This window comes from Hwanghaeella sp. 1Z406 (assembly GCF_048892425.1).
In the GTDB taxonomy this organism is placed as follows: domain Bacteria; phylum Pseudomonadota; class Alphaproteobacteria; order UBA8366; family Aestuariispiraceae; genus Pacificispira.
In genome coordinates, this window is record NZ_JBLZHU010000007.1 from 209,339 (window position 1) to 235,607 (window position 26,269).

Annotated in this window: 25 protein-coding genes and 1 other RNA gene; 12 read left to right on the forward strand and 14 right to left on the reverse strand. The window is 53.9% G+C overall.

The window, feature by feature from the left end; translation table 11 throughout:
• Positions 1 to 189: 189 nt before the first annotated feature.
• Positions 190 to 1,080 (forward strand): putative metalloprotease CJM1_0395 family protein, encoded by an 891-nt coding sequence (locus ACOSDR_RS14970; protein WP_420731775.1) that lies wholly within the window; start codon positions 190 to 192, stop codon positions 1,078 to 1,080.
• 114 nt (positions 1,081 to 1,194) lie between these two features.
• Here the strand turns inward: ACOSDR_RS14970 and ACOSDR_RS14975 are convergent, their stop codons facing one another.
• Positions 1,195 to 1,626, reverse strand: a complete 432-nt coding sequence (locus tag ACOSDR_RS14975) for a MarR family winged helix-turn-helix transcriptional regulator (protein WP_420725509.1) — start codon at positions 1,624 to 1,626, stop codon at positions 1,195 to 1,197.
• 157 nt (positions 1,627 to 1,783) lie between these two features.
• Here ACOSDR_RS14975 and ACOSDR_RS14980 point away from each other — a divergent pair, with 157 nt between their 5' ends.
• Genes ACOSDR_RS14980 through ACOSDR_RS14990 form a run of 3 tightly spaced genes read left to right on the forward strand, consistent with a single transcriptional unit; the run spans position 1,784 to position 7,073 of the window.
• Positions 1,784 to 2,929 (forward strand): efflux RND transporter periplasmic adaptor subunit, encoded by a 1,146-nt coding sequence (locus ACOSDR_RS14980; protein WP_420731776.1) that lies wholly within the window; start codon positions 1,784 to 1,786, stop codon positions 2,927 to 2,929.
• Complete coding sequence (locus ACOSDR_RS14985) at positions 2,926 to 4,014, forward strand: efflux RND transporter periplasmic adaptor subunit (protein ID WP_420731777.1); 1,089 nt, start codon at positions 2,926 to 2,928, stop codon at positions 4,012 to 4,014. The genes ACOSDR_RS14980 and ACOSDR_RS14985 overlap by 4 nt, the downstream gene beginning before the upstream one ends.
• Positions 4,014 to 7,073 (forward strand): efflux RND transporter permease subunit, encoded by a 3,060-nt coding sequence (locus tag ACOSDR_RS14990; protein ID WP_420731778.1) that lies wholly within the window; start codon positions 4,014 to 4,016, stop codon positions 7,071 to 7,073. Before ACOSDR_RS14985 ends, ACOSDR_RS14990 begins: the two co-directional genes overlap by 1 nt.
• 223 nt (positions 7,074 to 7,296) lie before the next feature.
• Here ACOSDR_RS14990 and ACOSDR_RS14995 read toward each other — a convergent pair whose 3' ends face one another.
• The 3 genes from ACOSDR_RS14995 to ssrA all read right to left on the reverse strand — a co-directional run bounded on the left by ACOSDR_RS14995 (position 7,297) and on the right by ssrA (position 9,594).
• Positions 7,297 to 8,484 carry a sensor histidine kinase gene (locus tag ACOSDR_RS14995; protein WP_420731779.1) on the reverse strand — a complete coding sequence of 396 codons (1,188 nt, stop codon included), beginning with the start codon at positions 8,482 to 8,484 and terminating at the stop codon, positions 7,297 to 7,299.
• Complete coding sequence (locus ACOSDR_RS15000) at positions 8,484 to 9,029, reverse strand: methanogen output domain 1-containing protein (RefSeq protein ID WP_420725504.1); 546 nt, start codon at positions 9,027 to 9,029, stop codon at positions 8,484 to 8,486. Before ACOSDR_RS15000 ends, ACOSDR_RS14995 begins: the two co-directional genes overlap by 1 nt.
• 165 nt (positions 9,030 to 9,194) lie before the next feature.
• Positions 9,195 to 9,594: a transfer-messenger RNA gene (ssrA, locus tag ACOSDR_RS15005) on the reverse strand.
• A 39-nt stretch (positions 9,595 to 9,633) separates the two neighbouring features.
• On the opposite strand from ssrA, the gene ACOSDR_RS15010 reads away from it, so the two are divergent.
• The 6 genes from ACOSDR_RS15010 (at position 9,634) to ACOSDR_RS15035 (ending at position 14,278) form a co-directional block, all read left to right on the forward strand.
• Positions 9,634 to 10,428, forward strand: a complete 795-nt coding sequence (locus tag ACOSDR_RS15010) for a thymidylate synthase (protein ID WP_420725503.1) — start codon at positions 9,634 to 9,636, stop codon at positions 10,426 to 10,428.
• A gap of 10 nt (positions 10,429 to 10,438) precedes the next feature.
• The gene (locus ACOSDR_RS15015; RefSeq protein ID WP_420725502.1) at positions 10,439 to 10,852 is read left to right on the forward strand and encodes a TfoX/Sxy family protein; all 414 of its coding nucleotides are present in this window, start codon (positions 10,439 to 10,441) and stop codon (positions 10,850 to 10,852) included.
• Positions 10,849 to 11,373, forward strand: a complete 525-nt coding sequence (locus ACOSDR_RS15020) for a dihydrofolate reductase (protein ID WP_420725501.1) — start codon at positions 10,849 to 10,851, stop codon at positions 11,371 to 11,373. Before ACOSDR_RS15015 ends, ACOSDR_RS15020 begins: the two co-directional genes overlap by 4 nt.
• A 93-nt stretch (positions 11,374 to 11,466) precedes the next feature.
• Positions 11,467 to 12,438, forward strand: coding sequence for a thioredoxin-disulfide reductase (gene trxB / locus ACOSDR_RS15025; protein WP_420725500.1), 972 nt, complete (start codon positions 11,467 to 11,469; stop codon positions 12,436 to 12,438).
• A 138-nt stretch (positions 12,439 to 12,576) separates the two neighbouring features.
• The gene (locus tag ACOSDR_RS15030; protein ID WP_420725499.1) at positions 12,577 to 13,119 is read left to right on the forward strand and encodes a bactofilin family protein; all 543 of its coding nucleotides are present in this window, start codon (positions 12,577 to 12,579) and stop codon (positions 13,117 to 13,119) included.
• 79 nt (positions 13,120 to 13,198) lie between these two features.
• Positions 13,199 to 14,278 carry a mandelate racemase/muconate lactonizing enzyme family protein gene (locus tag ACOSDR_RS15035; RefSeq protein ID WP_420725498.1) on the forward strand — a complete coding sequence of 360 codons (1,080 nt, stop codon included), beginning with the start codon at positions 13,199 to 13,201 and terminating at the stop codon, positions 14,276 to 14,278.
• 9 nt (positions 14,279 to 14,287) lie between these two features.
• On the opposite strand, the gene ACOSDR_RS15040 is transcribed toward ACOSDR_RS15035, so the two are convergent.
• From ACOSDR_RS15040 to pcaC, 5 genes are all read right to left on the reverse strand, one after another.
• The gene (locus tag ACOSDR_RS15040) at positions 14,288 to 15,241 is read right to left on the reverse strand and encodes a cation diffusion facilitator family transporter (protein ID WP_420725497.1); all 954 of its coding nucleotides are present in this window, start codon (positions 15,239 to 15,241) and stop codon (positions 14,288 to 14,290) included.
• A 12-nt stretch (positions 15,242 to 15,253) separates the two neighbouring features.
• Positions 15,254 to 16,420 (reverse strand): acetyl-CoA acetyltransferase, encoded by a 1,167-nt coding sequence (locus ACOSDR_RS15045; RefSeq protein WP_420725496.1) that lies wholly within the window; start codon positions 16,418 to 16,420, stop codon positions 15,254 to 15,256.
• 83 nt (positions 16,421 to 16,503) lie between these two features.
• On the reverse strand, positions 16,504 to 17,094 hold the full coding sequence (pcaG, locus tag ACOSDR_RS15050) for a protocatechuate 3,4-dioxygenase subunit alpha (protein WP_420725495.1): 591 nt from the start codon (positions 17,092 to 17,094) through the stop codon (positions 16,504 to 16,506).
• Positions 17,095 to 17,098: 4 nt separating this feature from the next.
• Positions 17,099 to 17,800, reverse strand: coding sequence for a protocatechuate 3,4-dioxygenase subunit beta (pcaH, locus tag ACOSDR_RS15055; protein WP_420725494.1), 702 nt, complete (start codon positions 17,798 to 17,800; stop codon positions 17,099 to 17,101).
• Between the two features lie 4 nt (positions 17,801 to 17,804).
• Positions 17,805 to 18,215, reverse strand: a complete 411-nt coding sequence (gene pcaC, locus ACOSDR_RS15060; protein ID WP_420725493.1) for a 4-carboxymuconolactone decarboxylase — start codon at positions 18,213 to 18,215, stop codon at positions 17,805 to 17,807.
• Between the two features lie 295 nt (positions 18,216 to 18,510).
• Between pcaC and ACOSDR_RS15065 the strand changes: the two genes are divergently transcribed.
• Entirely contained in the window at positions 18,511 to 18,936 is a 426-nt protein-coding gene (locus ACOSDR_RS15065) for a hypothetical protein (RefSeq protein ID WP_420731780.1), read from the forward strand.
• A 206-nt stretch (positions 18,937 to 19,142) separates the two neighbouring features.
• Here the strand turns inward: ACOSDR_RS15065 and ACOSDR_RS15070 are convergent, their stop codons facing one another.
• The 5 genes from ACOSDR_RS15070 to ACOSDR_RS15090 form a co-directional block, all read right to left on the reverse strand.
• Positions 19,143 to 19,904 carry an ABC transporter ATP-binding protein gene (locus ACOSDR_RS15070; RefSeq protein ID WP_420725492.1) on the reverse strand — a complete coding sequence of 254 codons (762 nt, stop codon included), beginning with the start codon at positions 19,902 to 19,904 and terminating at the stop codon, positions 19,143 to 19,145.
• Entirely contained in the window at positions 19,901 to 20,656 is a 756-nt protein-coding gene (locus ACOSDR_RS15075) for an ABC transporter ATP-binding protein (protein ID WP_420725491.1), read from the reverse strand. Before ACOSDR_RS15075 ends, ACOSDR_RS15070 begins: the two co-directional genes overlap by 4 nt.
• A gap of 2 nt (positions 20,657 to 20,658) precedes the next feature.
• Positions 20,659 to 21,822 (reverse strand): branched-chain amino acid ABC transporter permease, encoded by a 1,164-nt coding sequence (locus ACOSDR_RS15080; protein ID WP_420725490.1) that lies wholly within the window; start codon positions 21,820 to 21,822, stop codon positions 20,659 to 20,661.
• A 4-nt stretch (positions 21,823 to 21,826) separates the two neighbouring features.
• Positions 21,827 to 22,864, reverse strand: coding sequence for a branched-chain amino acid ABC transporter permease (locus ACOSDR_RS15085; RefSeq protein ID WP_420725489.1), 1,038 nt, complete (start codon positions 22,862 to 22,864; stop codon positions 21,827 to 21,829).
• A gap of 118 nt (positions 22,865 to 22,982) precedes the next feature.
• Entirely contained in the window at positions 22,983 to 24,332 is a 1,350-nt protein-coding gene (locus ACOSDR_RS15090) for a substrate-binding protein (protein WP_420731781.1), read from the reverse strand.
• A gap of 318 nt (positions 24,333 to 24,650) precedes the next feature.
• Here ACOSDR_RS15090 and ACOSDR_RS15095 point away from each other — a divergent pair, with 318 nt between their 5' ends.
• Positions 24,651 to 26,261, forward strand: coding sequence for a helix-turn-helix domain-containing protein (locus ACOSDR_RS15095; protein ID WP_420731782.1), 1,611 nt, complete (start codon positions 24,651 to 24,653; stop codon positions 26,259 to 26,261).
• Positions 26,262 to 26,269 lie beyond the last annotated feature (8 nt).

Consider the following 26,269-nt stretch of genomic DNA (forward strand, 5'->3'; position numbering starts at 1 on the left):
ATTTTTTCAAAAATACCGATATCCTTAATTTGGAACGGGGCAGAAGCTTCCAGGAACCCGCCAATTTTCAGCAAGAAATGCGTAAATTGGACGACATCGGACCCAACAGGGACCGCCTTTCAAAGCGACGATCAGCACACAATGCTCACGCGCAGAAAGGCTGCCTTCTAACGTCTGTCGATACTGGTTATGCAGATACAGTCCGTCAGCGCCGCGATTGTCGCCACACAACAAAGCCCTGCCGTAACCTCGGTACAGGCTCAGGGTTCCGTTGCGCCCCTATCGGCCCAGACCCAACCCATTCGCGAGGATCAGCGCGCAACTGGCTTTGTCTCTGGTCAAACACCTTTGAGTCAGGAAGCCGTCAGTGTTTTGCAGGCAAATGCCGCAAATGCGCCCCAAAACACCGCCAATGACCCAACGGCTCTGGCCAATGCCAACGCGCTGCCACCCCTCTTTGCGCCACCCCCGCCTTCCGCCCCAGAACAGACGGAAGAGGCCACGCCAGCACAGGATGAAGCCGAAGATGCCGCCGCCCAGGATGAGGAAGGCTCTGACGGTCTGACACCGCAAGAGGAAGAGGAAGTTGCAGACCTGAAGCGACGCGATGCAGAAGTGCGCCGCCATGAACAGGCCCACGCTGCCGTCGGGGGGCAATATGCGGGCTCCCCCCGATATCAGTACGAGACCGGTCCAGATGGTGTTCAGTATGTTGTGGACGGAGAGGTCAGCATCGCCGCAAGCCCGATCCCTGGTGACCCTGAAGCGACAATAGAGAAGGCAAAACAAGTCCGCCGCGCCGCATTGGCACCGGAAAGCCCCTCTGCCCAGGATCAGCAGGTCGCCGCCCTGGCACAGCAACAGATCAATCAGGCCCGCGCTGAATTGGCCCGCCAGGAACGGGAAGACCCCTTGGCTTCTATCGATAACGAACAAGGCCAGGCCCCAGATCCAACCGCACGGCCGGACCCAACGGCTACCGAAGATGACAGGGCATCACGCAGCCTTTTCGCGGCACAGGCTTTCCAACAAAGCCAGCAATTGGGTTCACTGCAGCGCCCATCACAGATTAGTGGCTGATACCTAACTGGAATTGAATGATACCAGCGCAGGGAATGGTGAAAAATGGGCCGGTGTTTCGGAATGCGATAAGACCGACTTGTCCAGCATAGCCGCAGAAAGCGTTCTCTCGCCTTACAGTTTTTGTAAAAGGCACTGAAATACTCTTTGCTCTTCTTGATTAAGGGGAGAAAGAATTTCCTCCAGGATCTCTGATAATGAACGGCGAAAAGCCCGGACTACCCCTTGCCCCTTTTCTGTTAAAGCAATCATGCGAACCCGGGCATCTTCCGGACATTGTTGACGCTTTATCAACCCATTAGCCTCCAGCACCTTGATGGACCGCGTAATCTGCGACTTGTCGCGCTGCATCTGCTGCACAACCTCGTGAATCCGCGCCGGCTGTATGTCAGCCAAAGTCAATAATAACAAGCAACCGATCTGACCGATCATTTCCGTATCGAATTCATGAGACTGGGAATGCACAGACGCGTGGAGCCGCCGCATAAAGCGATCGACCTGATGAACAATATCGGTACTGAGGGCGGAATGCATGATTGTTGACATAGTCCACATTGTGCGCATAATTGGATTTAGTTGATTATATCAACGAAATTCCAGATATAACACCATAATCTCAGGTCCATATAATTTTGCCAAACGACATCTCGCCTTGCCTGATCCCACGCCAGATGCGGCTATCTGTAAAACAGGGTCCCACGGAATGAGAAATCTGCTTATCCTGCATAAATGCCTTATTGTTGAGGGCGGGGTCATGCGCTGTATCGCGACGGTGCTTATTACATTGGCGATGCTATCTGGATGTGACGATCCTGTCGCTTACGCCCCAAAGGAACCATTGCGCGTTGGTGTCGTAAAAGCGGAAAAACTACCGATCATTGGCACCGCCACCCTGACCGGGGAAATCAAAGCACGAATCCAAAGCGACCTTTCCTTTCGGATAAGTGGACGTGTCGCATCAATTTCCGCCGATGTGGGAGATCATGTGGAAGCTGGCGGCGTCCTTGCGACCTTGGATACGACGCAACTGGAATCAAATTTGAAGGTTGCAAAGGCCAGCCTGCACTCTGCCCAAGCGACATTGAACCAATCAACGATCGAATTGGACCGCAAAAAATCGCTACTGGATCGGGGCTTCACAACGCGTGAATTGTATGACGACGCCAAACAGGAATATCTGGCGGCGAAAGCGGATATGTCAAATGCCAGAGCCGATCTGTCTTCAGTCCAGAATGACATCGACAATGCTGTTTTGCGGGCACCCCGAGCGGGCGTCGTGACCGCACGAAATGCGGAAGTCGGTCAAGTCATGGCTGCAGCTATGCCGGTCATTACCTTCGCAAATGATGGCGACCGCGACGCTGTTTTCGATGTGCCAGAAGCGCTGATAGCAGCAGGCCCCCCAAACGGCACCATCACAATCCACCTTTTGTCACAGCCAAATATAAGCGCCATTGGCGTACCACGCGAGCTATCGCAGGTCGTTGATCCCGCAACAGGATCCATTCAGGTAAAGATCGGCATTGAAAACACCCCACCAGAAATGACTTTGGGCGCAGCCGTAGCTGGTCTGGGACAATTCAACCAACACGCCCTGATCCGGGTTCGGTGGACAGCCTTTTTTACAAAAAGGGGCGAACCAGCAGTCTGGACCATCAATCCCGACACGAATGTCGCATCCCTAACGCCAATTGTTATCGATAGCTATCAGACCAAGGATATCCTCATAAAGGAAGGCATCAACCCCGGTGACCTGGTTGTTGTGGCGGGTGCCCAGCTTTTGCGACCCGGCCAAGTCGTGGCGCCTATCCTCATGAATCAATCAACGGGGGGAGCAACACAGAAATGAGACGGAATCTCATTCTCTTTCTGATACTGACAGGTCTTCTTGCACTCACGGCGTGTGATGACACCACAGATCAATCGGAAGAAAAGCCGATTATACGTCCGGTCCTGACATTAGAAGTGCGCCCCGAAATCATGCGATCCACCACGTTCGCAGGCACAATTGATGCGCGCTACAAGTCCGTTCGAGCATTTCAGCTTCTGGGGCGCATCACTCAGTTCAACGTCACTATTGGTGACATCGTCACGATTGGCGAAATGCTGGCGCAATTGGACCCAACAACTTTTGATCTTGCGATTCGGTCAAGCGAAGCAGAGCTGGACAAGGCGCAATCCGCGTTACGCAACGCACAGAACAGCGAAGCGCGTACCCAGGGGCTTGTTTCTAAAGGTGTGTCGTCCCAGGCGGTGCTGGATTCTGCAATTGTCGAAAGAAAAGTCGCCCAAGCCGCTGTAGACCAGGCAAAGGCCCGCCTCGCGTCAGCCCATGAAGATCGCAGCTACGCCAATCTGGTTTCGGATATCAACGGCGTCGTCACAAAAAAGACCGCAGAGTTAGGACAAACCGTCAACGCCGGAGAGACGGTGATTGAAATTGCCCAAACAGACCCGCTTGAAGCGATAATTGATGTACCGGAAGAGACGGCCAGGGCCCTGAAGCCAGGCATGCCCTTCACGGTTACGCTGGATGCTGACAACACCGTTAGCGCCCAGGCCCACACGCGCGAAATCGCACCGGAAGCGGATGCCAAGACCCGGACAAGACGCGTCCGGATGACCCTGAATGACGCTAACTACGCCTTCCGAATCGGCGCCACAATTTTTGCCACGCCGCACACAGAGGTCAAAGATGGCGCGTTGCGAATCCCTGCCACGGCGATCCTACGGCGCGGAGAAAAGACCTTTGTCTGGATCGTGAATGAAACCACACAAACCGTGACATCCATGATCGTATCACTTGCCCCATCGAATGATCCTGACTCCGTCGTCGTAACCGCAGGGTTATCGATTGGAGATCGTGTTGTCATTGCCGGTGTTCATAGCCTCTCGGAAAACCAGACCATTCGTCTGGAAGAAAGCGTAGAGTAATGACGTCAAAGTTCAATCTTTCGGAATGGGCACTGCGCCACCGTTCCATGATCTGGTACTTCATGATTGTGGGTATGGTCGCTGGCGCATTGTCTTTCTACAATCTGGGGCGCGCTGAGGATCCAGATTTCACGATCAAGACAATGCTGATATCGGCGAGTTGGCCGGGGGCCACCACTGAGGAAACCATCAATGAGGTTACCGATCGGATAGAAAAGAAGCTCGAAGATATAGAGGATTTCGATTACACGAAAAGCATCACGACGCCAGGACATACCACTGTCTATTTGAATCTGAAGGCCACGACGGATCCAAAAACTTTGACGGCCAAATGGAAGCGCGTTCGCAACCTGATCTCCGACATAAAAAGTGACCTTCCTGCCGGTGTTGTAGGGCCCACATTCAATGACGATTTTGGCGATGTCTTTGGCATGATCTACGCCTTCACATCTGATGGGTTGAGCAAAAGAAAGTTGCGCGATTATGTCGAATATGCGCGCACCCGATTACTGGCCGTTCCGGGCGCCGGAAAAATCAATATTGTCAGCGCGCAGGATGAGGTGATCTATCTGGAATTCTCAACCCGCAGGCTCGCCGCCCTTGGCCTGACGGAACAACAGGTCGTGGAACGTCTTCAGGCCCAGAATGAAATAACTCCCTCCGGCACGATTGAAGGGGATGGGGAGCGGGTCAGCATTCGCGTCAGCGGTTCATTCACCTCTGAAGACAGTCTTCGCGCGATCAATCTGAACATCAACAACCGCTTCTTCCGCCTGGATGATGTCGCGACAATCACCCGCGGATATGTGGATCCACCGACAACCCTGTTCCGTTTCAATGGACAGCCTGCAATCGGTCTGTCCGTTGGTATGGCAAAAGGGGGCAATATCACAGAATTTGGCACCGCCCTGGAAGCAGAGATGGACAAGGTGGTCGCCGAACTGCCCATTGGTGTTGGTGTTCATATGGTGTCCAATCAGGCCGATCTGGTTGTCGATGCCGTAGGGGGCTTTATCAAAGCCCTGATCGAAGCCGTCGTCATTGTACTGATTGTCAGTTTTATCAGCCTGGGTGTGCGTCCCGGCCTTGTCGTTGCCATCACAATACCGCTTGTCTTAGCCCTAACCTTTGTTGTGATGGACGTCTATGGCGTCGGATTACAGAGAATCTCACTCGGGGCCCTGATCATTGCTCTGGGTTTGCTGGTTGATGATGCGATGATCGCCATAGAGATGATGGTTTCCAGACTCGAACTCGGCGACTCTCTGCATAAAGCGGCCACGTATGTTTATACCTCGACAGCCTGGCCGATGCTGTCTGGGACGCTTGTCACGATCGCCAGCTTTATGCCCGTGGCCTTCAACTCCAGCAGCGCCGGCGAGTTTACCTTCACTCTGTTCGTTGTAATCGCCGCCGCCCTGATCATTTCTTGGGTTGTGGCGGTTCTTTTTGCCCCCTTGCTTGGTGTGGCATTGCTGCCCAAGACAATAAAATCCCATCATGAAGGGCCCGGCCGCTTTGGACGGATGTTCGGCACCATCCTGCTTTTCTGCATGCAATGGAAATGGGTCACAATCATTGTCACCCTGATTCTGTTTGTATCCGCCGTTGGCGGCATGCGATTTGTGGAACAGCAATTCTTTCCGGCGTCAGATCGCGATGAATTGCTGGTTGATTGGACCGTTCGACAGAATGCGTCAATTTACGAAACGCTGGAGCAGATCAAGCGATTTGAGGAGACGGCCCTGAAAGGGGACGATGACATCGATCATTGGTCTACCTATATCGGGCGTGGCACCGAACGCTTCCTCTTATCGGTTGATGTGCAACCCGCCTCCGCGAATTTCGGTCAGATCATAATTGTCGCCAAGGACATTGAGGCCCGAAATCGCCTTCGCACGAAATTAACAGCCATCGTCACGAAAGATTTTGTTGGCACCGATGCCTATGTTCACTTACTGGAAATTGGACCACCGATCGGGCGCCCCGTATTGTACCGGATCAGTGGTCCTGATATCCAGGCCGTAAGACGACTGGCGCAGAAAGTCGCTGGTATCATTGGATCGGACCCTGAAACCGGCGAACCCGTCTACGACTGGAACGAGCCAAGCCGAGTTCTGAGGGTTAATGTGCGCCAAGATAAGGCGGCAAAGCTAGGGGTAACATCGGAATCAATTGCAGTTGCTCTGAACAGTGTTGTTGGCGGTGCCGTCGCAACACAGGTGCGAGACGACATCTACCTGATTAATGTCGTATGGCGCGCCGATGATGCGGATCGCGCCTCTATCGAAACGCTCCAGAATCTTCAATTATCCAACAGCAACGGTGCACCAATTCCTTTGTCGGCGGTGGCAGACATCAGTTACGAATCCGAAGCGCCCACCATCTGGCGGCGTAACCGCCTGCCAACAATAACCGTGAAAGCAAGCATCATTGGCTCAACACAACCAGCCACCATTGTTTCCCGCTTAGCCCCAGAGATTACAAAGTTGAACGACTCCCTGCCCTCTGGATTCCATATAGAAACCGGAGGAGCCGTTGAGGAAAGTGCGAAAGGCCAGGGCCCGATTATCGCGGTTGTCCCAATGATGCTGATGGCCATCGCAACGATTATCATGATCCAGATGCAGAGCTTCCAACGGGCATTTCTGGTCGTACTTGTCGCGCCGTTGGGTCTTATCGGAGTTGTCACTGCTTTGGTTTCAAGCGGTGCTCCGCTTGGTTTCGTTGCGATTCTGGGGATTCTGGCCTTGATTGGCATCCTGATACGAAATTCCCTGATCCTTGTGGTGCAAATTGAAGATTTGCGGAAGTCTGGAATGGATCCCTGGAACGCCGTGATCGAGGCCACAGAACATCGTATGCGACCCATCATGCTGACAGCCGCCGCCGCCAGCCTGGCTCTTATTCCAATCGCGCGGGAAATTTTCTGGGGGCCTATGGCCTATGCCATGATGGGGGGGATCATTGTCGGGACGGTTCTGACGCTGCTCTTCCTGCCAGCACTCTACATCGCCTGGTTCAAGATAAAGCCGCCTGCAACGAATAACACAGCATAACAGTCCAGGCGCATGGACATAGTCTCGATTGAGATCAGAAAAACGGGGGGTTCTGTTGCTAGGCCCCCCAGGCCCCACCTAGCAGAGGATAAGTCCATTAGGAATTACGACTTTGTTACCGAGACTGCTTACGCAGCGACAGCAACTGGGTGGGCTGCAGCGCCCATCACAGATCAGTGGCTGATACCCGCCTGTGGTTACGAAAAACCGTCGCCTTGAAATGCTATAGCGTGGACATATCTAACATCGCAGCGGGAATTGTCATTGTTGCAATTGTCCCTTTCCCCGGTGCGCTGTCGATAGAGATTCGCGCGCCAATCGCCTCAGCAGATCGACTTGTAAGATATAATCCCATTCCAAAACCGGTCTTGTTGGTCGCATAGGCGTCTCGTGAATTAGACCGCAAAAGAGCTTCAAGCTTTTCAGGATCAATTCCGGGCCCATCATCAATCACACTGACATTCAGGTCAGAGCCCATTTGCCAATCCACATCGACCTTAATATGCCCGCCTTCTTCGATATGCTTCGTGGCATTGCCAATCAGGTTCATTAGAATTTGCTTAACCAATGTCTTTTCCGCCCGAATTCGGGGGGCGCGAATGTTCGTGGGCACCAACAAATCGATACCGCGCCGCTGGGCAATTGGGGATGCGACGCGATGACAGCTATCCAGACAGTCTGACAAATCCGCCAGAAGGTCCTTCGTCCGGTCCAGAATATCCGTGTCTTCGGTCATCGACAGAGCAGAATTCACCTGTTCCAGCAGAATTTCGCCACTGAGCTTAATGTCATTAACATAGTCATTGTAGCGTGGATTCATCTTTCCAAAAGGTTCAGACAGGATGAATTCAGACATCCCGAGCACCGCATTCAACGGGGTCCTGAGATCATGGCTCAATTGCGCCATAATAAGATCACGCATATTGTTTACGGCATTCAACTGACCCAATAGGCTGCGCAGTTCATCCTCAATCCGTGCCCGTCTGGCGCATTCGTTGTTCAGGGTATCGACAAGCGTCGTCAATTCAATGAAACGGTCAATGCTGGGATTGCCCTGGAAAAACCTTAAGATAACGGCCGCGCGATCCCCATACTGCGTTCGCCAGCCTTCAACACGCAATGACGTCGAAACGCCATTTTGCCCGCTTTGTTGGAAAATTTTTGGCAAAGGCTCCCTGGTTCCCAGCCAATCCCTTAAAGCCTGCTGAAAAAATTCCGTCGAGTTGGAGAAGATATCTGTCAGCTTTTTCTCTGATTTCGGACGTATCACATGGCCAAAAGCAGAGGCGAAGCGATCATTCCCTCTTAAAACAAACCCGTCGGCTGCAATTAAAAGGATTGGCTCTGGAATAGAGCCCCAAATAGCAAGGGCTGCATCCTCATCGCTATCCTCTGGGTGAGGGGCCGCCATTAGGGATCCTCATCAATGCGAAAATATTCTCGCCCGCTTGCTTTTTCCTTGTCCGACTCCTGCGGGTTCAGCCCAATACGAACCAGACATCGATCATTTCCAAGCGCAAATGATTCTTCGACTTCGACACGGGCATATCCCAGATTTTCTGCTGTGATGCGACCGAAAACATTTGATGTCATCATACACAGGGCGGGTCTACCGCGCACATTTTCCCCAAATGGGCATTTCCGATTGCCCAGCACAATTTCCGTTTCGTCTTGTGATATCACATAGAAATCACCGTCAATGCGCTGCTTAAGATCAACCATAGCTTCAACCGCCTGGTTTGCAGTCAGTCGGCTCTGGCCAAATGATTTCCGATACAGTGTATTTAAAGTATCCCCCATACGCGCGCCGACAATGGACACGAACCCGCGGGCTTCTTGCATTCCAATGGAATCCTGCAAAACCCCCGCCAAATCACGCAACATACTTTGCATAAAGCTGTCACGATCCAACGGCACATCGATTTCAGAGCGGTTTTTGCGTTTCTGGGACATCATATCCTCTAGAATCAGGCTTAAAATAAGCCTATGCTATTAATTGTTTCATATTTACCACCCGCTATCAATGCCATAGGCAGGTGACTATCAGATTAATCGAACCGACCTTCCCTCCTTAAATCGGAGGAATATCAAAAATATTGCACAATCGGCAGCTTTTCAGAAAACGGGGGGTTCTGTTGCTAGGCCCCCCCAGGCCCCACCTAGCAGAGGATGAGTCCACTAGGAATTACGACTTTGTTACCGAGACTGCTTACGCAGCGACAGCAACCATCTCGTCGTTATCGTTCGCATTTAGCGATTTGGCCCGATACGGCGGTACCATGCCGGACGCAGACATCTGCCTTTACCACGCGTGTCGATCCTATTTCGCCCCCATAGTCCCTCCCTGTCTTTCAAGGGAGGTGCCGAGGGACCATCTTTACGCTGGCTCCATCGGCGAAATTGGTGGAGGCGCCGGGTACTGCCCCCGGGTCCACTACGCTTATTCCGCAGCGCCCTCTAGCGCCATAGTCGATTGCTCGACGAAATATATATAGGGAGTTCCCCGAATGAATGAAAGGGGTTTTCAGATTGCCTCAGAATCCTCTTTAATAGTGTCGCCATGAAGCAATACCTAGATCTACTGCAGGATGTCCGGAACAACGGCATCGAAAAGACCGACCGAACCGGGACAGGAACGCTGTCTGTTTTCGGGCGACAGATGCGTTTTGACTTGTCAGAGGGCTTCCCCCTGTTGACCACAAAAAAGCTGCATCTGCGCTCTATTATCCATGAATTGCTGTGGTTCCTGAAAGGCGACACGAACATCGCCTATCTGAAAGAACATGGTGTTTCGATCTGGGATGAATGGGCCGATGAAAATGGCGATCTGGGCCCGGTCTATGGCAAGCAATGGCGGTCCTGGGCGGCACCGGACGGACGCATCATCGACCAGATGAGCACCCTTTTGGAGAGCATCAAGACCAATCCAGACAGCCGCCGGCATATGCTCAGCGCCTGGAATCCGGCGGATATCGACTCCATGGCGCTGCCCCCCTGTCACTGCCTGTTTCAATTCTATGTCGCCGAAGGACGCCTGAGTTGCCAACTCTATCAGCGCAGCGCCGACATTTTTCTGGGTGTGCCATTCAACATCGCCTCCTACGCTTTGTTGACGATGATGGTGGCGCAAGCCTGTCGATTGGAACCTGGCGATTTCGTCCACACGCTGGGCGATGCGCATCTATATTTGAACCATCTGGAACAAGCCGACCTGCAGCTTACGCGCAGTCCCAGCCCGTTGCCGAAAATGACCTTGAACCCGCGCGTTCACGATCTTTTTGGTTTCCAGTACGACGATTTTACGCTTACTGAATATAATCCGCACCCCACCATAAAAGCCCCGATCGCGGTTTAGGCGGCAGGGCATGGCGGTCAGCAAAGATTATCTGGACTGGCTGTGTGAACGACTGGAGCCGCTGGGGCCCATCACGCCGCGCCGGATGTTCAGCGGCGCGGGCCTGTTCATCGACGGGGCGATGTTTGGCATTGTGTTGAATGACACGCTGTATTGGAAGAGCGATGCCCTGACCGCGGCACAATTCGATGCCGCAGACTGCGCGCCCTTCAGCTACCAGAAGAAAACCGGCACCACCATCGTCGCCGCTCTGCGCAAATGCCCCGATGAGGCCTTTGACGAGGATGACCTGCTGTTAGACTGGGCACGGTTAGGCCTGGAGGCAGGGCGTCGCGCAGCGTTGAAGAAGGCTGCACGTAAGGCCAGAACCAAGAAGCCTTCGGCTAAGGCCAGTCGGGCGAAAAAGGTAAAAACAAAACCATGACAGAAATTCACATCGCCTTTGTTGTCGCCATTGCCCGCAATGGGGCCATTGGTATTGAAGGGGGACTTCCCTGGCGTTTGCCCGGTGACCTGGCTTTCTTTAAACGCATGACGATGGGAAAGCCGATCCTGATGGGGCGCAAGACCTGGGAATCTTTGCCCCGCAAGCCCCTGCCCGGTCGCCCGAATCTGATTGTTACTCGCGACGCGGGCTATAAAGCGGATGGGGCCGAGGTGTTTTCCCATATCGATGATGCCCTGGCCCGAGGGCGCAATCTGGCACGAGAAATGGGAGTCGATGAAATCAGTGTTATCGGCGGCGCAGAAATCTATCGCCAGACCCTGCCTGTTGCGACACGCCTGTATATTACAGAGGTCGATGCAGAGCCCGAGGCTGATACATTCTTCCCAGACTTTGATCGCAGCCAATGGCAGGAAGCATGGCGAGAACCCGGGCCGCCACCAACGGACCCAGCCATTTCCGCCCCGGATTATTCATTTATTCTGCTGACACGGAAATAATCGCAAGGAAGCGGTTGCGGATGCGGGCCGGGTGATTATCTTGACGAAAGATCACCGCCCCCGCGCCACCAACAATCCAGCAGAGGACATCTCATGGCCCAGCAGCATCACACCAAAGTCCTGATCATCGGTGCCGGACCGGCAGGATACACGGCCGCTATCTATGCCGCGCGTGCCAATCTGGAACCCATGCTGGTTGCAGGCTTGCAGCCCGGCGGGCAATTGATGATTACCACGGATGTTGAGAATTATCCCGGCTATGAGGATGTGATCCAGGGCCCTTGGTTGATGGACCAGATGCAAAAACAGGCTGAAAAAGTCGGCACCAAGATCCATTATGACCTGATCATGGATGTTGATTTTACCAGCCGCCCGATGAAGGCTATCGGTGATGGTGGCACAGTCTATCTGGCCGACAGCATCATCATCGCAACTGGGGCCCAGGCCCGCTGGTTGGGCCTGCCCAGTGAACAGACCTTCATGGGCGGGGGCGTTTCTGCCTGCGCGACCTGTGATGGATTTTTCTTCCGGGGTAAAGATGTCGCCGTCGTCGGGGGCGGCAACACCGCCGTCGAAGAGGCGCTGTATCTGACCAATCATGCAAAATCAGTGACCCTGATCCACCGCCGCGACAGTTTGCGTGCGGAAAAGATCCTGCAGGACCGCCTGATCAAACATCCAAAAGTTTCGGTAATCTGGGATACGGTGGTTGAAGAAATCTGTGGCTCTCAAAATCCCCCCAGTGTTGAATCCCTGAAACTGCGCAATCGAAACACAGACGCCGTGTCCGAACTTGCCGTCGATGGCATATTCGTTGCCATCGGGCATGATCCCGCGACCGCTGTCTTCAAGGGCCACCTGGAGATGGATGAGGAAGGATATCTGATTACCGCGCCGGATTCGACGGCCACCAATCGACCCGGTGTCTTCGCTGCGGGCGATGTGAAGGATAAGATTTACAGACAGGCCGTCACCGCCGCAGGCATGGGCTGTATGGCTGCCCTGGAGGCCGAGAAATTCATCGCTGAATTGGAATCGTCCGCCGACTCTGAAGCTGCGGAATAGGTTCTCTCTTCCCATTCACGAAGCCTTTTTGAAATCTTAACAATGCGACGGTTGAACCTTGTCGCAGGCTAATCTACATTGATTAACAATTAGTTAAGGATTTCTACATCTGGTTCTTATGGGGAGGAGGAGTACCATATGTTCGGTTCAAAGGATCGGGAGCAACCACGGCCAGTCACAGAGACGCGCCCCGCGCAACGGTCTCACATCGCTGAGGGCATGTCTGTGATAGGCGATATTGATGGCGACATCGATCTTTTGCTGGATGGAAAGCTGGAGGGAAATCTTCGCTGTCGTTCCGTAACGGTCGGAAAAACCGGTGAAGTGTCCGGCCAGATCAAATCGCAGGAAGCCATTATCAACGGCTCTGTTTTTGGCAGCATCGAAGCCAAGATCGTGAAGTTGAACGTGACCGCCACGATGATCGGGGATGTCCGCCATGAAGTGATCGAGGTCGCTGCCGGTGCCAAGATCGAAGGCAATTACAGCCACATCTCAGAAAAGGCCTTACCCAAACCCACTCTGAAATCTTCGCATAAGACCGACAGTGGTGAAAAACCGCCAAAGACGCCAGCGGGCGCGATCAATCAGATCAACCCCGCCCTGTCTGAGACAGGGACCCTGTCAGAGAAACCAAAATCTGAATCGTTCAGCATAACGACAGAAGCGAAACCGCACTGAGTCAGATTGCAGCATCGGTCCATTCCGCTCATTGTAGGGGCAGGATGATTTTTGACCTTTGCCGAAAGTGCGACATGCCATGCTGATTACAGACATTACCCTGCGGCGGGTGGACCTGCCTCTGGAGCAACCGCTTCGGACCTCCATTCACCGCATAGACTCCGTCTCCTGCCTGCTGGTGACCCTGACAACGGACACTGGCCTTGAGGGTGAAGGGCATATCTTCGCATTCGGTATTGAGAAATTGCGGGTTCTGGAAGCCATGGTTCAGGCATTTGTCCCGATGGTCCTGAACCGCGACCCCTTTATGACAGAAGCCCTATGGGCCGACATGTTCCAGAACAGCAATTTCCTGGGCCAGGCGGGCATATCGGTCATGGCCATGACCCCAATCGACATCGCCTGCTGGGATATTGTGGGCAAGGCCAGCGGCCAGAACCTACACCGGGTCTTTGGCGGCAGCCGCCAGCGTGTCGCGACCTATGCCAGCGGCGGGATGTGGCTGGCCGCAAGCCCGACTGATCTTGTCCAGGAAGCACAGGATTTCCTGAAACAGGGCTTTAAGGCAATGAAGGTCCGGCTGGGTAAGATCCCCCTGGCACAGAATATCGAACGGGTTGAAGCCGTACGCGACACCATTGGTCCGGATATCAAACTGATGGCCGATGCCAATCAGGGCCTGTCTGTGCCTGAAGCCATCCAACTGGGGCGCGCCTTGGAACCATACAACCTGTTCTGGTTTGAAGAGCCCGTCCCCACCTGGGACCGCGCCGGTCACGCAGAAATCCGCACCGCCATCCCCATGGCCCTGGCATCTGGGGAGACGGAATATCTGCGCTATGGCATCCGGGATATGATTGAGCAGAAATCAGCCGATATCCTGATGCCCGATCTTCAGCGCATGGGCGGCTATACGGAATTTCGGCGGGTCATCGGCCAAATGGCGGCGGCCAGCATCCCCTTCTCCCCTCACCTGTTTACCGAACACAGCCTGTCCCTGGTCACCAGCGACTGCCTATTCATCGAATATATGCCCTGGTTCGCCCCACTGTTCCGCGAGAAGGTGACAATCAACCCAGACGGCACCCTGGACATCCCCACCCGCCCCGGCACCGGCTTCACCTTCGACCTGGACGCACTGGAGGCATATCGGGTTTAGAGCATTGCCTTAATGGTGATGGGTATGTTTGAGCGCAGGACTGTCTTCTGCCGCGTGCCCGATCGTCTGGGGTTCTGGGCAGGCATGATGGGTGCATTCCAATTCCAATGTGGCGTGGTGGATGTGGAAGTGGGAGGCTAAGCGGTCTTTGATCGCATGTTTGATCGCATCGGCCTGCGACCATTTGCCTTCTGTAATCACGACATGGGCGTCCAGGGCGTTTTCGTGTTCCTGCATCTGCCACAGATGGACATGGTGGATGCTGTCCACCCCAGGCACGGCGCGAATATCACTCAACACCTTTTGCGTATCCAGTCCGGGCGCATTGCCCAGCATTAGGATGCGGATGGCGGGGCCAATCTCACTAAAAGCCATATACAGAATATAGCCCGCAATCAGCAGCGTCACCAAGGGGTCGACCAGCCACCAGTCAAACAGGATCACCAGACTGCCTGCCAGAATAACCGCAACCGACCCCATCGCATCGGCCAGATTATGCAGGAAGGCCGCACGGATATTCATGCTGTCCTTGGACATCGAATAGGTCAGCAGGGCGGTGACCAGATCCACCACCAGCGCAACAGCGGCAATGATGACCACCATCCACCCCGCCACTGGTTCAGGTTGAAAGAACCGCATCACGGCCTCATAGACCAGATACAGGCCGATCACGATCAGGGTCGTATAATTGACCAATGCGGCAACGACTTCTGCGCGACCATAGCCAAAGGTCATATCCTCATTCGCCGGTCGCCTGGCGATCTTGCGGGCAACGAAGGCAATGATCAGCGAAATCGCGTCCGAAAAATTATGCAGGGCATCGGCGATCAGGGCCAGACTGCCCGACAGGACACCACCGACAATCTGCACCACCGTCAGGGCCATGTTCACGAACACAGCCCAGAACACTTTCGCATCCCCTGCTTCGGGATCAACGTGATGGTGGTGGTGATGACCCGCCATGGCCTTTCCTGGTTATTTCACTGCCTCCAGAATGGAGACGTAGTTGGCAACCGCCGCACCGCCCATGTTGAAGATACCGCCCAGCTTGGCATCCTTCACCTGTATATCCTCGGCATCGCCCCGGGTTTGCATGGCGGTTAAGACATGCATGGAAACGCCCGTCGCCCCAATGGGGTGGCCTTTTGCCTTCAAGCCACCGGACGCATTGACCGGCAACTTGCCGTCTTTCTGAGTAACACCGTCCAGAGCTGCTTTCGCCCCCTCACCACGCTTGGCAAGGCCCATAGCTTCATATTGCATCAATTCCGCGATGGTGAAGCAGTCATGGGTTTCGACGAAATCCAGATCATCCAGTTTCAGGCCGGACTTGGTAAACGCCTGATCCCAGGCGCGCGCACAGCCATCCAGATAGGTCATGTCCCGCCGGGACAGCGGCAGGTAATCATTCACCTGTGCCCGTGCCCGGAAAGCGACCGCCTTCTTCATGCCCAAGGCGGTATCCATATCGGCCATGACCAGCGCCGCAGCGCCATCCGATACCAGCGAACAATCCGTGCGTTTCAAAGGTCCCGCGACAATCGGGTTCTTGTCCGAAACGGTGCGGCAGAACTCAAATCCCAGATCTTTGCGAATCTGAGCATAGGGATTGTCACAGCCATTTTTGTGATTTTTGGCCGCGATGGTCGCCAGCGCGTCGGACTGATCGCCATGCTTCTGGAAATAGCCATTGCAGATCTGCCCAAAGACGCCTGCAAAGCCCCCTTCGACACCGCTTTCTTCCTTAAGGTAGGACGCCTGCAACAGGATACCACCAATCTCAGGTCCGGGCGTTGACGTCATCTTCTCCACACCGATGACCAATACGATGCGCCCCTGTTTCGCCTCCAGGAAGTTCACGCCCTGATGCACCGCAGCCGATCCGGTCGCACAGGCATTTTCCAACCGTGTTGATGGTTTAAAGCGCAATCCATCGACAGAGTTCATGACCAGAGACGACCCGAAATCCTGCTTGGAGAAGCCGCCATTGTACCAGCCCAGATAGATCGCATCGACATCTTCCGCCGCAACACCAGCATCGGCTAACGCCTGTTCGGCAACACGCCCGATCAGGCTTTCAACATCCTCATCTTCTAACTTCCCAAATTTCGTATGGGCCCAGCCAACGATTGCTGCGGTCATGATATCGTCTCCTCAAATGTTTTGTTTCTCTGACTCTATCCCAACTGGAAGAGACGGTCGAGGCCTCCCCCCTGAGCATAAAGTCACAGGTCGAAGAACACAGTCTCCCCATCCCCCTGCATGCGAATGTCAAAGCGATAAACAATTCCCTGATCCGTCTCCAGACGTTTGGCGATCAGCGTATTGCGTCGGTCTTCCGGCACCAGGGCCAGAACGGGATCGCTGTCATTGGCGGTGGCTTCATCCTGGAAGTAAACCCGCGTATAGGCGTGGGACAACAGCCCCCTGGAAAACACGATCATATTGATATGGGGCGCACAGCCAGGCTCCGCACAGCCAGGCTTCACAGTCTCGAAACGATAGGATTTGTCCGGTGCCGTGCCCGTTCCACAGCGCGCAAATCCCGTGAACCCGCTGTTTGCGCCGCCGGGCGCACCAGGATAGCGTCCCTGTGCATCCGCCTGCCAGATTTCCAGCATGGCGTCTTCGATCACTGCCCCCTGGCCATCCAATACGCGCCCTTCCAGGCGAATACGCGGGCCACCTGCTTCTGCCAACCCTTCCACTTCCGGCCCGGCAGCGCTTTTCAACGGATAGCCATATTGTGTGGGCGTCAGGCCATAGGCGAAATAGGGCCCGACGGTTTGTGACGGGGTTTGACCCAGCTTTGACATTGGTTCACTCCTCCATCGGGGTAGCGTTGCGGCCACGCAGAACGATATCGAAGCGATATCCCAACGCATAGGCCTCTTGTGTCACATCAATTGCGAAATCCGCGACAAGGCGATCCCGTGCACCCTCCGGCGTTGCCAGAAAAATCGGGTCCAGCGCCAAGAGCGGGTCTCCCGGAAAATACATCTGAGTCACCAGCCTTGTGCCAAAGCTGGGTCCGAACAGCGACAGATGGATGTGATTGGGGCGCCAGGCATTGAAATGGTTCGGCCAGGGATAAGCGCCTGGCTTAATGGTCATGAACTGATAGACACCCTGATCATCGGTGGCGCACCGGCCGGCGCCAAAGAAATTCGGGTCCAGGGGCGCATCATGCTGGTCCTTGCTGTGAACATACCGCCCGGCCGCATTGGCCTGCCAGATTTCCACCAGGGTATTGGGGATCGCGCGACCATCCTCATCCAACACGCGGCCGGTGACGATAATACGCTCGCCCTGGGGTTCGCCATTCACGCGCCCGTTGCGGGTCAGGTCGGCATCATGCTCAAAGACATGGTCCTTCCCAAAGCGCGGCCCCAACCCCTCTCCCAATCCGGTTGGCAGTTTGATCAGGGGCTGCTTGGGGCCCCGCAGACCGGTCGATTTGTATCCCGGATCGATATAGGCGGGGTGGCTGGCCCAATCGCGCGGCGATAAGGAATCCGTCATGGCGTCATTCTCCTGCTTTTTCTTCTTCGGCCATGGCGGCCAATTCACGCTTCACATATTTGATGGCATTGTTCGCGGCGGGCACCCCTGCATAGACTGCGACATGCATCATCACTTCGCGAATATCCTCCGCCGTGGCGCCTGTATTACGGCTGGCGCGAACATGCATCGCAACCTCATCGTAATGACCAAGACCCGCCAATAAGGCAATCGTCACCAGACTGCGTTCCCGCTTGGTAAAATGATCTCCCGCCCAGACGGTGCCCCAGGCCCCTTCCGTGATGAAATTCTGAAAGGGAATATCAAAATCAGTCTTATTGGCTTCAGCACGGTCGACATGCTTGTCGCCCAGAACACTGCGACGGACAGTCATGCCTTTTGTGTAGCGATCTTTTGGACCCGATGATGTTGTCATTGATGTACCCTCCCTAACATTATTCTTCGACATCTAACTATTTTGATCACTTTAGCGCTGATCCCCCGACACCTCAATCTGAACGATCTTTGAGAATCGGAAAGACAGGCAGATTTACCGTCAGTTCTTCTATTCGATGTTAGGAGTAAATAAAATCGATAGGTTACTACAAGCCATCCAATCATGGATCGCTTGAAACCCTCTTCTTCGCACTATAACAGCTTCAACAAGCTGATAGCACTTCATACCAGAGGCCTATAGAATTAGAAGAAAATTAAGAAGCAAAGTATTAAGAATGTCAAAAAAACTGCTGATAAACCCAAGATCAGGGTCATACATATTTGGAAATGTACCCCAAATTAAATCCAAAAATGACATCATTCCGACAGGAGACATTTTTCTCTTTCAAGGAAAGCATGTGGGCCCGAACAGGGGCTTCGGAGCCATACATATTTGGAGAGAACACGCCAAAGAAATGGCGCAAATCGGACTGACATCTTTTGATGAAGTCCCAAACTTTGTCTCAAACATTGTCCAAATTGGAACACCACTATACTTCGGTGACAGATACTCGCGTAAAATTCGACTGATGGCTGTCCGTCATGTCTCCGGCACTGCAATTCTGGAATGCATTCAACGAAACGACGGCACAATTTGGTCAATTGTCACAGCTTTTTCAGGAACAAATACGCACGGAACCCGTGTGGGATCCGTGCGCTAATTTAGGTGTCGCAGTAGCAGCGTTTCCTTAGCTCAATGGGTTCGGAAACCACCCGAAGTGTCCTGCGAATAAACTCCCTGCAGAGTTTACCATCCACATGAGCAGGCCGATTTACAGGTGACGCCAACTCAAAATGCTCTTTATGACACACATGACAGATAGGCGTTTTCGCGCCAAAAGTCAATTCCTCACAGAGACTCCCTTGATTAAATCGCCAGATATTCCTGGCGCAGTTCCGCGTTATCCAGCACTTCCTTTGCGGTGCCGTCGAACACCACCTGGCCCATATCCAGGATCAGGGCGCGGTCTGCGAGATGCAGGGCCGCAATGGCGTTCTGTTCTACGATGATGGTCGTCATGCCCAATTTCTTGATTTCTTCCAGCGTCCGTTCAATCTCTTGCACGATCACGGGGGCCAGACCTTCATAGGGCTCGTCCAACAGCAACAGTTTCACATCGCGCGCCAGGGCGCGGGCAACAGCCAGCATTTGCTGTTCTCCGCCCGACAGGGTTGTCCCCTCCTGACTGCGGCGCTCTCCCAGACGCGGAAACAATTCATACAAACGTTCAATTGGCCAGCCGACCGGTGGGGCGATTTGTGCCAATTGCAGATTTTCGTGCACGGTCAGGCCCTGAATGATGCGTCGATCTTCCGGCACCAGACCAATACCGGTTCGGGCGGCCTGATGTGCCTCCATCGTGTGCAGGGGTTCATGATCCAGCCAGACCTCCCCCTGTCGTAACTCTGGAGAAGCCACGCGCGCCAACGCCCGTAATGTTGAGGTCTTACCCGCCCCATTGCGCCCTAAAAGGGCAAGAATTTCGCCTTCCTTGATGGAAAAGCTAACGCCCTGAACGATATAGCTTTCACCATAATAAGCATGCAGATTATGAACTGCGAAATAGGCGGTATCACCGCCAGAGGTCGCCGCCGGTTGAACGCGCGCGGCTCTTTGTGTCCCATTCATAGATGCGCTCCCCCGAGATAAGCTTCTTGAACCTTTTCATTCCCTTTTATTTTGGAGGGAACATCTTCAACAATTACCGTCCCCTGAGCCAGAACGGAAATCCGATCCGCCAGAGAGAATACAACATGCATATCGTGCTCAATCACGATCTTGGTGATGCCCCGGCCACCAATCTTTTTCAACAGATCGATTGTTGCATTCGTATCGGCGCGAGACATCCCCGCCGTTGGTTCATCCAACAACAGCAGCACCGGATCCTGAACCAGACACATTGCCAGTTCCAATCGGCGCTTGTCCCCGCGCGACATGCTGGAGGACGTCTTATCCCGATCATTGGCCAGGCCGACTTCTTCCAACATATGCATTGCCTTTTCCCGGATTTCGCCATGACGGGCGACATCAGAAAAAGCATTCAATTTGAAAGCGCCGTCCCGTTTGGCAAATGCCGGGATCATGACATTTTCCAGCAAAGATAATTCTGAGAAAATCTCAGGCGTCTGAAACACCCGCACCACACCGGCCTGATTTATCTCATGCGGTTTCAGGCCCAACAGCGATGATCCGTTAAACATCACCGACCCGGTATCCGGTGTCAGGCGCCCGATAAAGCAGTTCAGTAAGGTGGATTTCCCCGCACCATTAGGCCCAATGATGGCGTGAACGCTGCCTTCCTGGACATCCAGATTGACATTGTGCAGCGCCTTCAGGCCCCCGAAATTCTTATTCACATCTCTTACTTCAAGAATGCCCATGACTATTCTCCCGGTGCGGGTGAGGTTTCATCCTCATTTTTTGATTTGCGTCCTATCCCCAGTCGCCGCAATCCGAACCTGCCGATGCGGTTCAGTCCCTCTGTGACGCCACCCGGCAGGAAAACAACGATGATTACGAACAGGATACCCAGGCTCAAATTCCAGCCCTCGCCCACGAAAAGGGAGGTCACGGAAACAACACCTTCTCGCAATTGATCCGGCAGGAAGCTGAAGATATCGTTCAATGTCTGATCGTTGAAGGCCGAGAAGATATTCTCAAAATACTTGATCAGCGCCGCCCCCAGGATTGGTCCAATGATCGTACCGACCCCACCCAGAATGGTCATCAGCACAACCTCACCAGAGGCCGTCCATTGCATACGCTCCGCCCCGGCCAGGGGATCGATCACACATAAAAGAGCCCCTGCCAGACCGGCATACATGCCAGAGATAACAAAGGCCGCAAGTGTATAGGGTCGCGTATTGACGCCCGTATAGTTCAGCCGGGTCTGGTTGGTTTTTACTGCTTTCAGCATCATCCCAAAGGGAGACCGGAAAATCCGCATCGCCAACCCGACCATGATGACCAGCAGTACGGCAGCGAAATAGAATCCGGGCATGCCAGTCATCTCAATCCCTGCGATATGGGAGATCAACGGCCCCCCATCGCCAACGGTTGGCGCATCAAACAGACGGGGATCATCGCGCAACACCCGCAGGCCGGTTTCCCCATTGGTAATCGGCGTCAGAACCGAATAGGCCAGATTGTAACACATTTGCGCAAAGGCAAGCGTCAGGATCGAAAAGTAGATCCCAGAGCGACGCAGGCTGATGAACCCAATCAGCAATGCAAACAGGCCCGCAACAATGATGGCAGCAATGATTGCCGGAATCGGGTTCATGCCCAGCAATTTGAATGTCCAGACCGCAGTATAGGACCCGACACCCAGGAAGGCAGCATGGCCAAAAGACAGATAACCGGTCAGACCAAACAGGATATTAAACCCAGTCGCAAATATGCCGTAGATCGCAAAGCGCTGCATCAGATCCGGATAGGCAGCCCCGAAGGGAGCCAGCCAGATCGGCATGGCGAAAACGACAACGGCAAACAGCGCGAGAAGAAGCAGGTCCGACTTTTCGGACGATTTTGTAAACAATGACAACATGGCCCTACTCCATCACGCCTTTGCGTCCCATCAGACCGCGCGGGCGGACCAACAGAATGACGATTGCGATTAGATAAATGATGATTTGATCCAAGCCGATGATTCCAACCTTCGCCAAGAGATCCCGAATTTCCGACATTGACGCAAAGGACTGCAGGATACCCAGAAGGAAGCCTGCGGATACAGCCCCGCCAAGACTGCCCATCCCACCAACAACGACGACGACAAAGGACAGAACCAGGAAATCCATCCCCATATGATAATCCGGTGGCAGGATAGGTGTGTACATCACCCCTGCTGTTCCGGCGACCACCGCGGCGATGCCAAAGACGATCGTAAATCGCCGATCAATATCAATTCCCAACAAGCCCACGGTTTCGCGATCCGCCATCCCCGCACGGACCACCATCCCGAATGTTGTGAATTGAAGGAAGGCAAAGACGGACAGGATCACAATCACGGAAAAGGCCAGGTAAACCATTCGCCATAAAGGATAAACCAGGGCGCCTGGATTGCCGAACAATGCCCCAAAATCAATCGCCCCCTGCAGCATTTCCGGCGCGTTCTGTTGAATTGGATTGGCACCAAAGAAGGCCTTGATGATTTCCTGCAAAACGATGGCAAGACCAAAGGTCACCAAAATCTGCTCTGCATGCGGGCGCTTATAGAAGTAACGGATCAGCCCGCGCTCCATCACCACCCCGATCAGCAACATGACCGGAATTGCAGCAATTATCGAAATAGGGACAGAAAAGTCGATGATCGTGAGACCAAGATCGCCAAACCATTCCTGCGCCAAAGGTGTGCGTATCTCCAACGGCGTGCCCCAGGCCGTGGTTTCCGTCTGGGACAGAACCACCTTCTGGAGCGTCAGCACCTTGTTGATCGTGACCGCGCAGAACGCGCCCAACATGAACAAGGCGCCATGAGCAAAGTTCACGACCCCCAAGGTCCCGAAAATCAAGGTCAGCCCCAACGCAATCAATGCGTAGGCCGCCCCCTTGTCGAGTCCGTTTAGAACCTGCAGGAGAATCGCATCCATGGCGACCGCCCTCCCCTCTTCAAAAGTAATGAATATAAACCTGAACAGCCCTTGGATTCGGTCGGCAGTCGCCCCTTCGGGACGACTGCCTTATCCGAAACTGGATCAGATGATCCTTTTAGCCGGCGTTGCAGGCACCAAGGTCCCCTGCAAACTCACCTTCGCTTGAATCATACGTGACCTGCTCAGTTGGGACTTCCTGGACGACTTCCAGCAAGTCAAACTGTGAGGATGGGTTTTCTTTACCCTTCACGACCAGCACTTTCTTGAAGCACTGGTGATCTTCGGCGCGATACAGCGTTGGGCCGTTGCCCATGCCGTCGAACTCAAAGCCTTCCAGCGCATCAACAATGCCACATGGGTTGAACGTGCCTGCACGCTCAGCCGCATCGGCATACAGCAGCGCCTGAACATAACAGGTATGTGCTGCCTGTGACGGCGGGAAGCCATATTTCGCACCAAAGGATTTCACGAAAGCCTTGGAGCCTTCATCCTGCAGCGACCAATGCCAGTTGGTGGACCCGAAGATTCCTTTAACGGCTTCGCCCGCACCCTGTGCCATTAGACGGGAATACAGCGGAACAATGACTTCGAACTGCTTACCATTGACCATCTTGTCACGCAGACCGAACTGAACCGCCTGAGTCAAGCTGTTCACCATGTCCTTGCCATAGTGGTTCAATACCAGCACATCGGCGCCGGAATTCAGAACAGGCGTGATGTACTGAGAGAAGTCACCAGCACCCAGTGGCGTGCGAACGGCATTTACCGTTTCCCAGCCCATGGCTTCGGTGTACTTCTTGATCGATCCTTCCTGAGACCAGCCCCAGGTATAGTCAGCCGTCAGGTGATAGGCTTTACGATCGGTGCCGTAATTGGCTTTCAGCACCGGCGCCAAGCCAGAACCCGTCATTTCGGTGTTAAAGAAATGGCGGAACCCGTTGCGACGACGATCTTTACCCGTCGTGTCATTCGAATGGGTCAGGCCAGCCATGAAGATAACGCCAGCTTCCTGGCACAGGGACTGAACCGCGATAGCAACACCCGAAGACGACCCACCGGTAATCATCAACGCGCCATCTTTTTCAATCATACGCTTGGCAGAAGCGCGGGCCGCATCAGACTTCGTCTGTGTATCACCTGTGGTGAATTCGACCTTTTTGCCCAACACGCCGTTACCCTTCAGGGCCAGCGGCTTCATCGTGTTCATCAGGCCGCCATCACCCTCACCATTCAGGTGCTCAACTGCCAGCTGATAGGCGCGCAATTCATCCGCACCTTCATCTGCATACGCGCCCGTTTGCGGCACGTTGAAACCAAGCACAACACTGCTCTTGTTCGTTGGGTCATTCACATAGGCGCTGGCACCCTTGGTGAAGAAGTAAGGAGAGGCAAATGCAGCCGCCCCCAAAGCAGCCGAGCCCTTAAGCAGGGTACGACGGTTTACCGGTTTAATGAAACCACCCATGTTCTGTTTCCTCCTGTTGTTCAAATCTCGTTTGCGCATCCGCCCCCTTATCAACGCAAGAGCGGCCGACGTGCGGCCGCATCCCCGTTATGGGTGATGAATTTCCGCGACGCAGGCACATCTGTAAATTAGTTTTGTCAAAAATTCAATAACTCATTGACTTAAAATGATTTTATTGTAAAAGATAAACAAAATTGAGCCTATGAACTGTCAAAACTTTACCCCGCAGCGCACAAAAATGAAACTTTCTAACGATTTAGCTGATCATTAAGTAACTTTATCCCACCTAGTTTCAGCCCATGGGCGAGGACATTAACGATGGCGCAATCAGCAATCGGTTTAAAAATTAGAGACCGACGATTAAAACTTGGGCTCTCTCAAACGGAATTGGCACAGCGTTTGGGGATCTCCGCCTCGTATTTAAATCTGATCGAGCGCAACAAACGCAACATCGCCACACGCCTGTTGAACGGTCTGGCAGAACACCTAAAGGTCGATATTGAATGGTTGGACGGTGAGGCTGAACGCCGCCTGGTTCAGGAAATACAAGAATTGGCAACCGACCCGTTGCTGCGGGAATTTGAACTGGCGGAAAGCTCTGCTGCGGATCTGGTTGCCCGCAGCCCGGAATGGGCGAAGGCCATGGTTGCGATTTATCGTGCCTATATTAATCGTAACGAAACCGTTGCCGCCTTGTCAGATCGCCTGAACCAGGATCCGTACCTGGGCGAGGCTATCCACAAAATGCTTACCAAGATCACGACCATTCGCTCGACCGCCGAAATCCTGGATACGATCACAGATCTGGATAATCAGGAGAGGCAGCGATTTCAGTCAATGTTAGCCATGGAAAGCACCAATCTTTCCGGAATTGCAGAAGGCATTGCACAGTTCTTTGATACCGCTGATACCGAAACAGCCGCCATGACGCCACTGGAGGAAGTGGACGATTTTATCTTGGATCGGAACAACCATTTTCCGGAAGTCGAACAGGCGGCAGAATCTTTGCGCCGGGAAATCGATGCCTTTGCGATCCCGGTTGATTCAAAAATGATCGATTACCTGACACGGCGCTTTGGTATTGCCGTCCAGTTCGTGACCAGCGATCAAATGGATCGGGATCGGGTTTGGAACAATGTCGAATTCAACGAATCGACAAAGGTTTTCCATATTGAGGACAGTGCACCGGCTGCGGGCTATCGGTTGCAGATCGCCCGGCTGATCTGTCGCTTTGCCTTGCGCAAGGTGCTTGATACGCTGGTTGAAACATCCCCTTTGCTGCGCAGCGATGAAGCCCGCAGCCGTGCGCAGGGGGCTCTGGCGTCTTATGGCGCGGCCTGTCTGCTGATGCCCTATCAGATCTTTTTGGAAGATGCGGAACGCGCGCGGTATGACATTGAATATCTGGCCCGTAAATATGGCGCCAGCTATGAACAGATCTGCCATCGCCTGGTCTCGCTACAGCGCCCGGGTGCTGAAGGAGTGCCCTTTGCCTTCATGCGCACGGACCCGGCGGGTTTCATCACCAAGCGCATGCCCCTGCCACGCCTGCCCTTGCCCCGATACGGAAATGCCTGCCCTTTATGGGCGGTTTACAATGCATTTCAGACGCCGGGTACGGTCTGCCGTCAGATTGCTGAATTCCCGAACGGGGAGCGGTTTCTGTTCATCGCCCGGGCCCAGGGTAAGGCGCAAAGCCGGTTCAACGCCCCCCGCCATCTTGTCAGCGTGATGATTGCGTGTGACATTCTGTATGCGGATCGCACGATCTATGCTGACGGGCTGGATTTGAACGCTGATGGTCTGGAAGTGCCAGTGGGACCCAGTTGCCGATTATGTACAAGGCGCGCCTGCGCCTATCGAGAGCAAGCGCCAATGGTGGAGCCAGGTAAATCCGCCACCCCTTTCGGGCCTGCCCGCCCGTCGTAATCATTGCG

Bases quoted from the DNA above. Each gene is read 5' to 3' on its own strand.
- ACOSDR_RS14970 (WP_420731775.1), top strand. From the start codon at position 190: ATGCAGATACAGTCCGTCAGCGCCGCGATTGTCGCCACACAACAAAGC.
- ACOSDR_RS14975 (WP_420725509.1), bottom strand. From the start codon at position 1,626: ATGTCAACAATCATGCATTCCGCCCTCAGTACCGATATTGTTCATCAG.
- ACOSDR_RS14980 (WP_420731776.1), top strand. From the start codon at position 1,784: ATGAGAAATCTGCTTATCCTGCATAAATGCCTTATTGTTGAGGGCGGG.
- ACOSDR_RS14985 (WP_420731777.1), top strand. From the start codon at position 2,926: ATGAGACGGAATCTCATTCTCTTTCTGATACTGACAGGTCTTCTTGCA.
- ACOSDR_RS14990 (WP_420731778.1), top strand. From the start codon at position 4,014: ATGACGTCAAAGTTCAATCTTTCGGAATGGGCACTGCGCCACCGTTCC.
- ACOSDR_RS14995 (WP_420731779.1), bottom strand. From the start codon at position 8,484: ATGGCGGCCCCTCACCCAGAGGATAGCGATGAGGATGCAGCCCTTGCT.
- ACOSDR_RS15000 (WP_420725504.1), bottom strand. From the start codon at position 9,029: ATGATGTCCCAGAAACGCAAAAACCGCTCTGAAATCGATGTGCCGTTG.
- ACOSDR_RS15010 (WP_420725503.1), top strand. From the start codon at position 9,634: ATGAAGCAATACCTAGATCTACTGCAGGATGTCCGGAACAACGGCATC.
- ACOSDR_RS15015 (WP_420725502.1), top strand. From the start codon at position 10,439: ATGGCGGTCAGCAAAGATTATCTGGACTGGCTGTGTGAACGACTGGAG.
- ACOSDR_RS15020 (WP_420725501.1), top strand. From the start codon at position 10,849: ATGACAGAAATTCACATCGCCTTTGTTGTCGCCATTGCCCGCAATGGG.
- trxB (WP_420725500.1), top strand. From the start codon at position 11,467: ATGGCCCAGCAGCATCACACCAAAGTCCTGATCATCGGTGCCGGACCG.
- ACOSDR_RS15030 (WP_420725499.1), top strand. From the start codon at position 12,577: ATGTTCGGTTCAAAGGATCGGGAGCAACCACGGCCAGTCACAGAGACG.
- ACOSDR_RS15035 (WP_420725498.1), top strand. From the start codon at position 13,199: ATGCTGATTACAGACATTACCCTGCGGCGGGTGGACCTGCCTCTGGAG.
- ACOSDR_RS15040 (WP_420725497.1), bottom strand. From the start codon at position 15,241: ATGGCGGGTCATCACCACCACCATCACGTTGATCCCGAAGCAGGGGAT.
- ACOSDR_RS15045 (WP_420725496.1), bottom strand. From the start codon at position 16,420: ATGACCGCAGCAATCGTTGGCTGGGCCCATACGAAATTTGGGAAGTTA.
- pcaG (WP_420725495.1), bottom strand. From the start codon at position 17,094: ATGTCAAAGCTGGGTCAAACCCCGTCACAAACCGTCGGGCCCTATTTC.
- pcaH (WP_420725494.1), bottom strand. From the start codon at position 17,800: ATGACGGATTCCTTATCGCCGCGCGATTGGGCCAGCCACCCCGCCTAT.
- pcaC (WP_420725493.1), bottom strand. From the start codon at position 18,215: ATGACAACATCATCGGGTCCAAAAGATCGCTACACAAAAGGCATGACT.
- ACOSDR_RS15065 (WP_420731780.1), top strand. From the start codon at position 18,511: ATGTCAAAAAAACTGCTGATAAACCCAAGATCAGGGTCATACATATTT.
- ACOSDR_RS15070 (WP_420725492.1), bottom strand. From the start codon at position 19,904: ATGAATGGGACACAAAGAGCCGCGCGCGTTCAACCGGCGGCGACCTCT.
- ACOSDR_RS15075 (WP_420725491.1), bottom strand. From the start codon at position 20,656: ATGGGCATTCTTGAAGTAAGAGATGTGAATAAGAATTTCGGGGGCCTG.
- ACOSDR_RS15080 (WP_420725490.1), bottom strand. From the start codon at position 21,822: ATGTTGTCATTGTTTACAAAATCGTCCGAAAAGTCGGACCTGCTTCTT.
- ACOSDR_RS15085 (WP_420725489.1), bottom strand. From the start codon at position 22,864: ATGGATGCGATTCTCCTGCAGGTTCTAAACGGACTCGACAAGGGGGCG.
- ACOSDR_RS15090 (WP_420731781.1), bottom strand. From the start codon at position 24,332: ATGGGTGGTTTCATTAAACCGGTAAACCGTCGTACCCTGCTTAAGGGC.
- ACOSDR_RS15095 (WP_420731782.1), top strand. From the start codon at position 24,651: ATGGCGCAATCAGCAATCGGTTTAAAAATTAGAGACCGACGATTAAAA.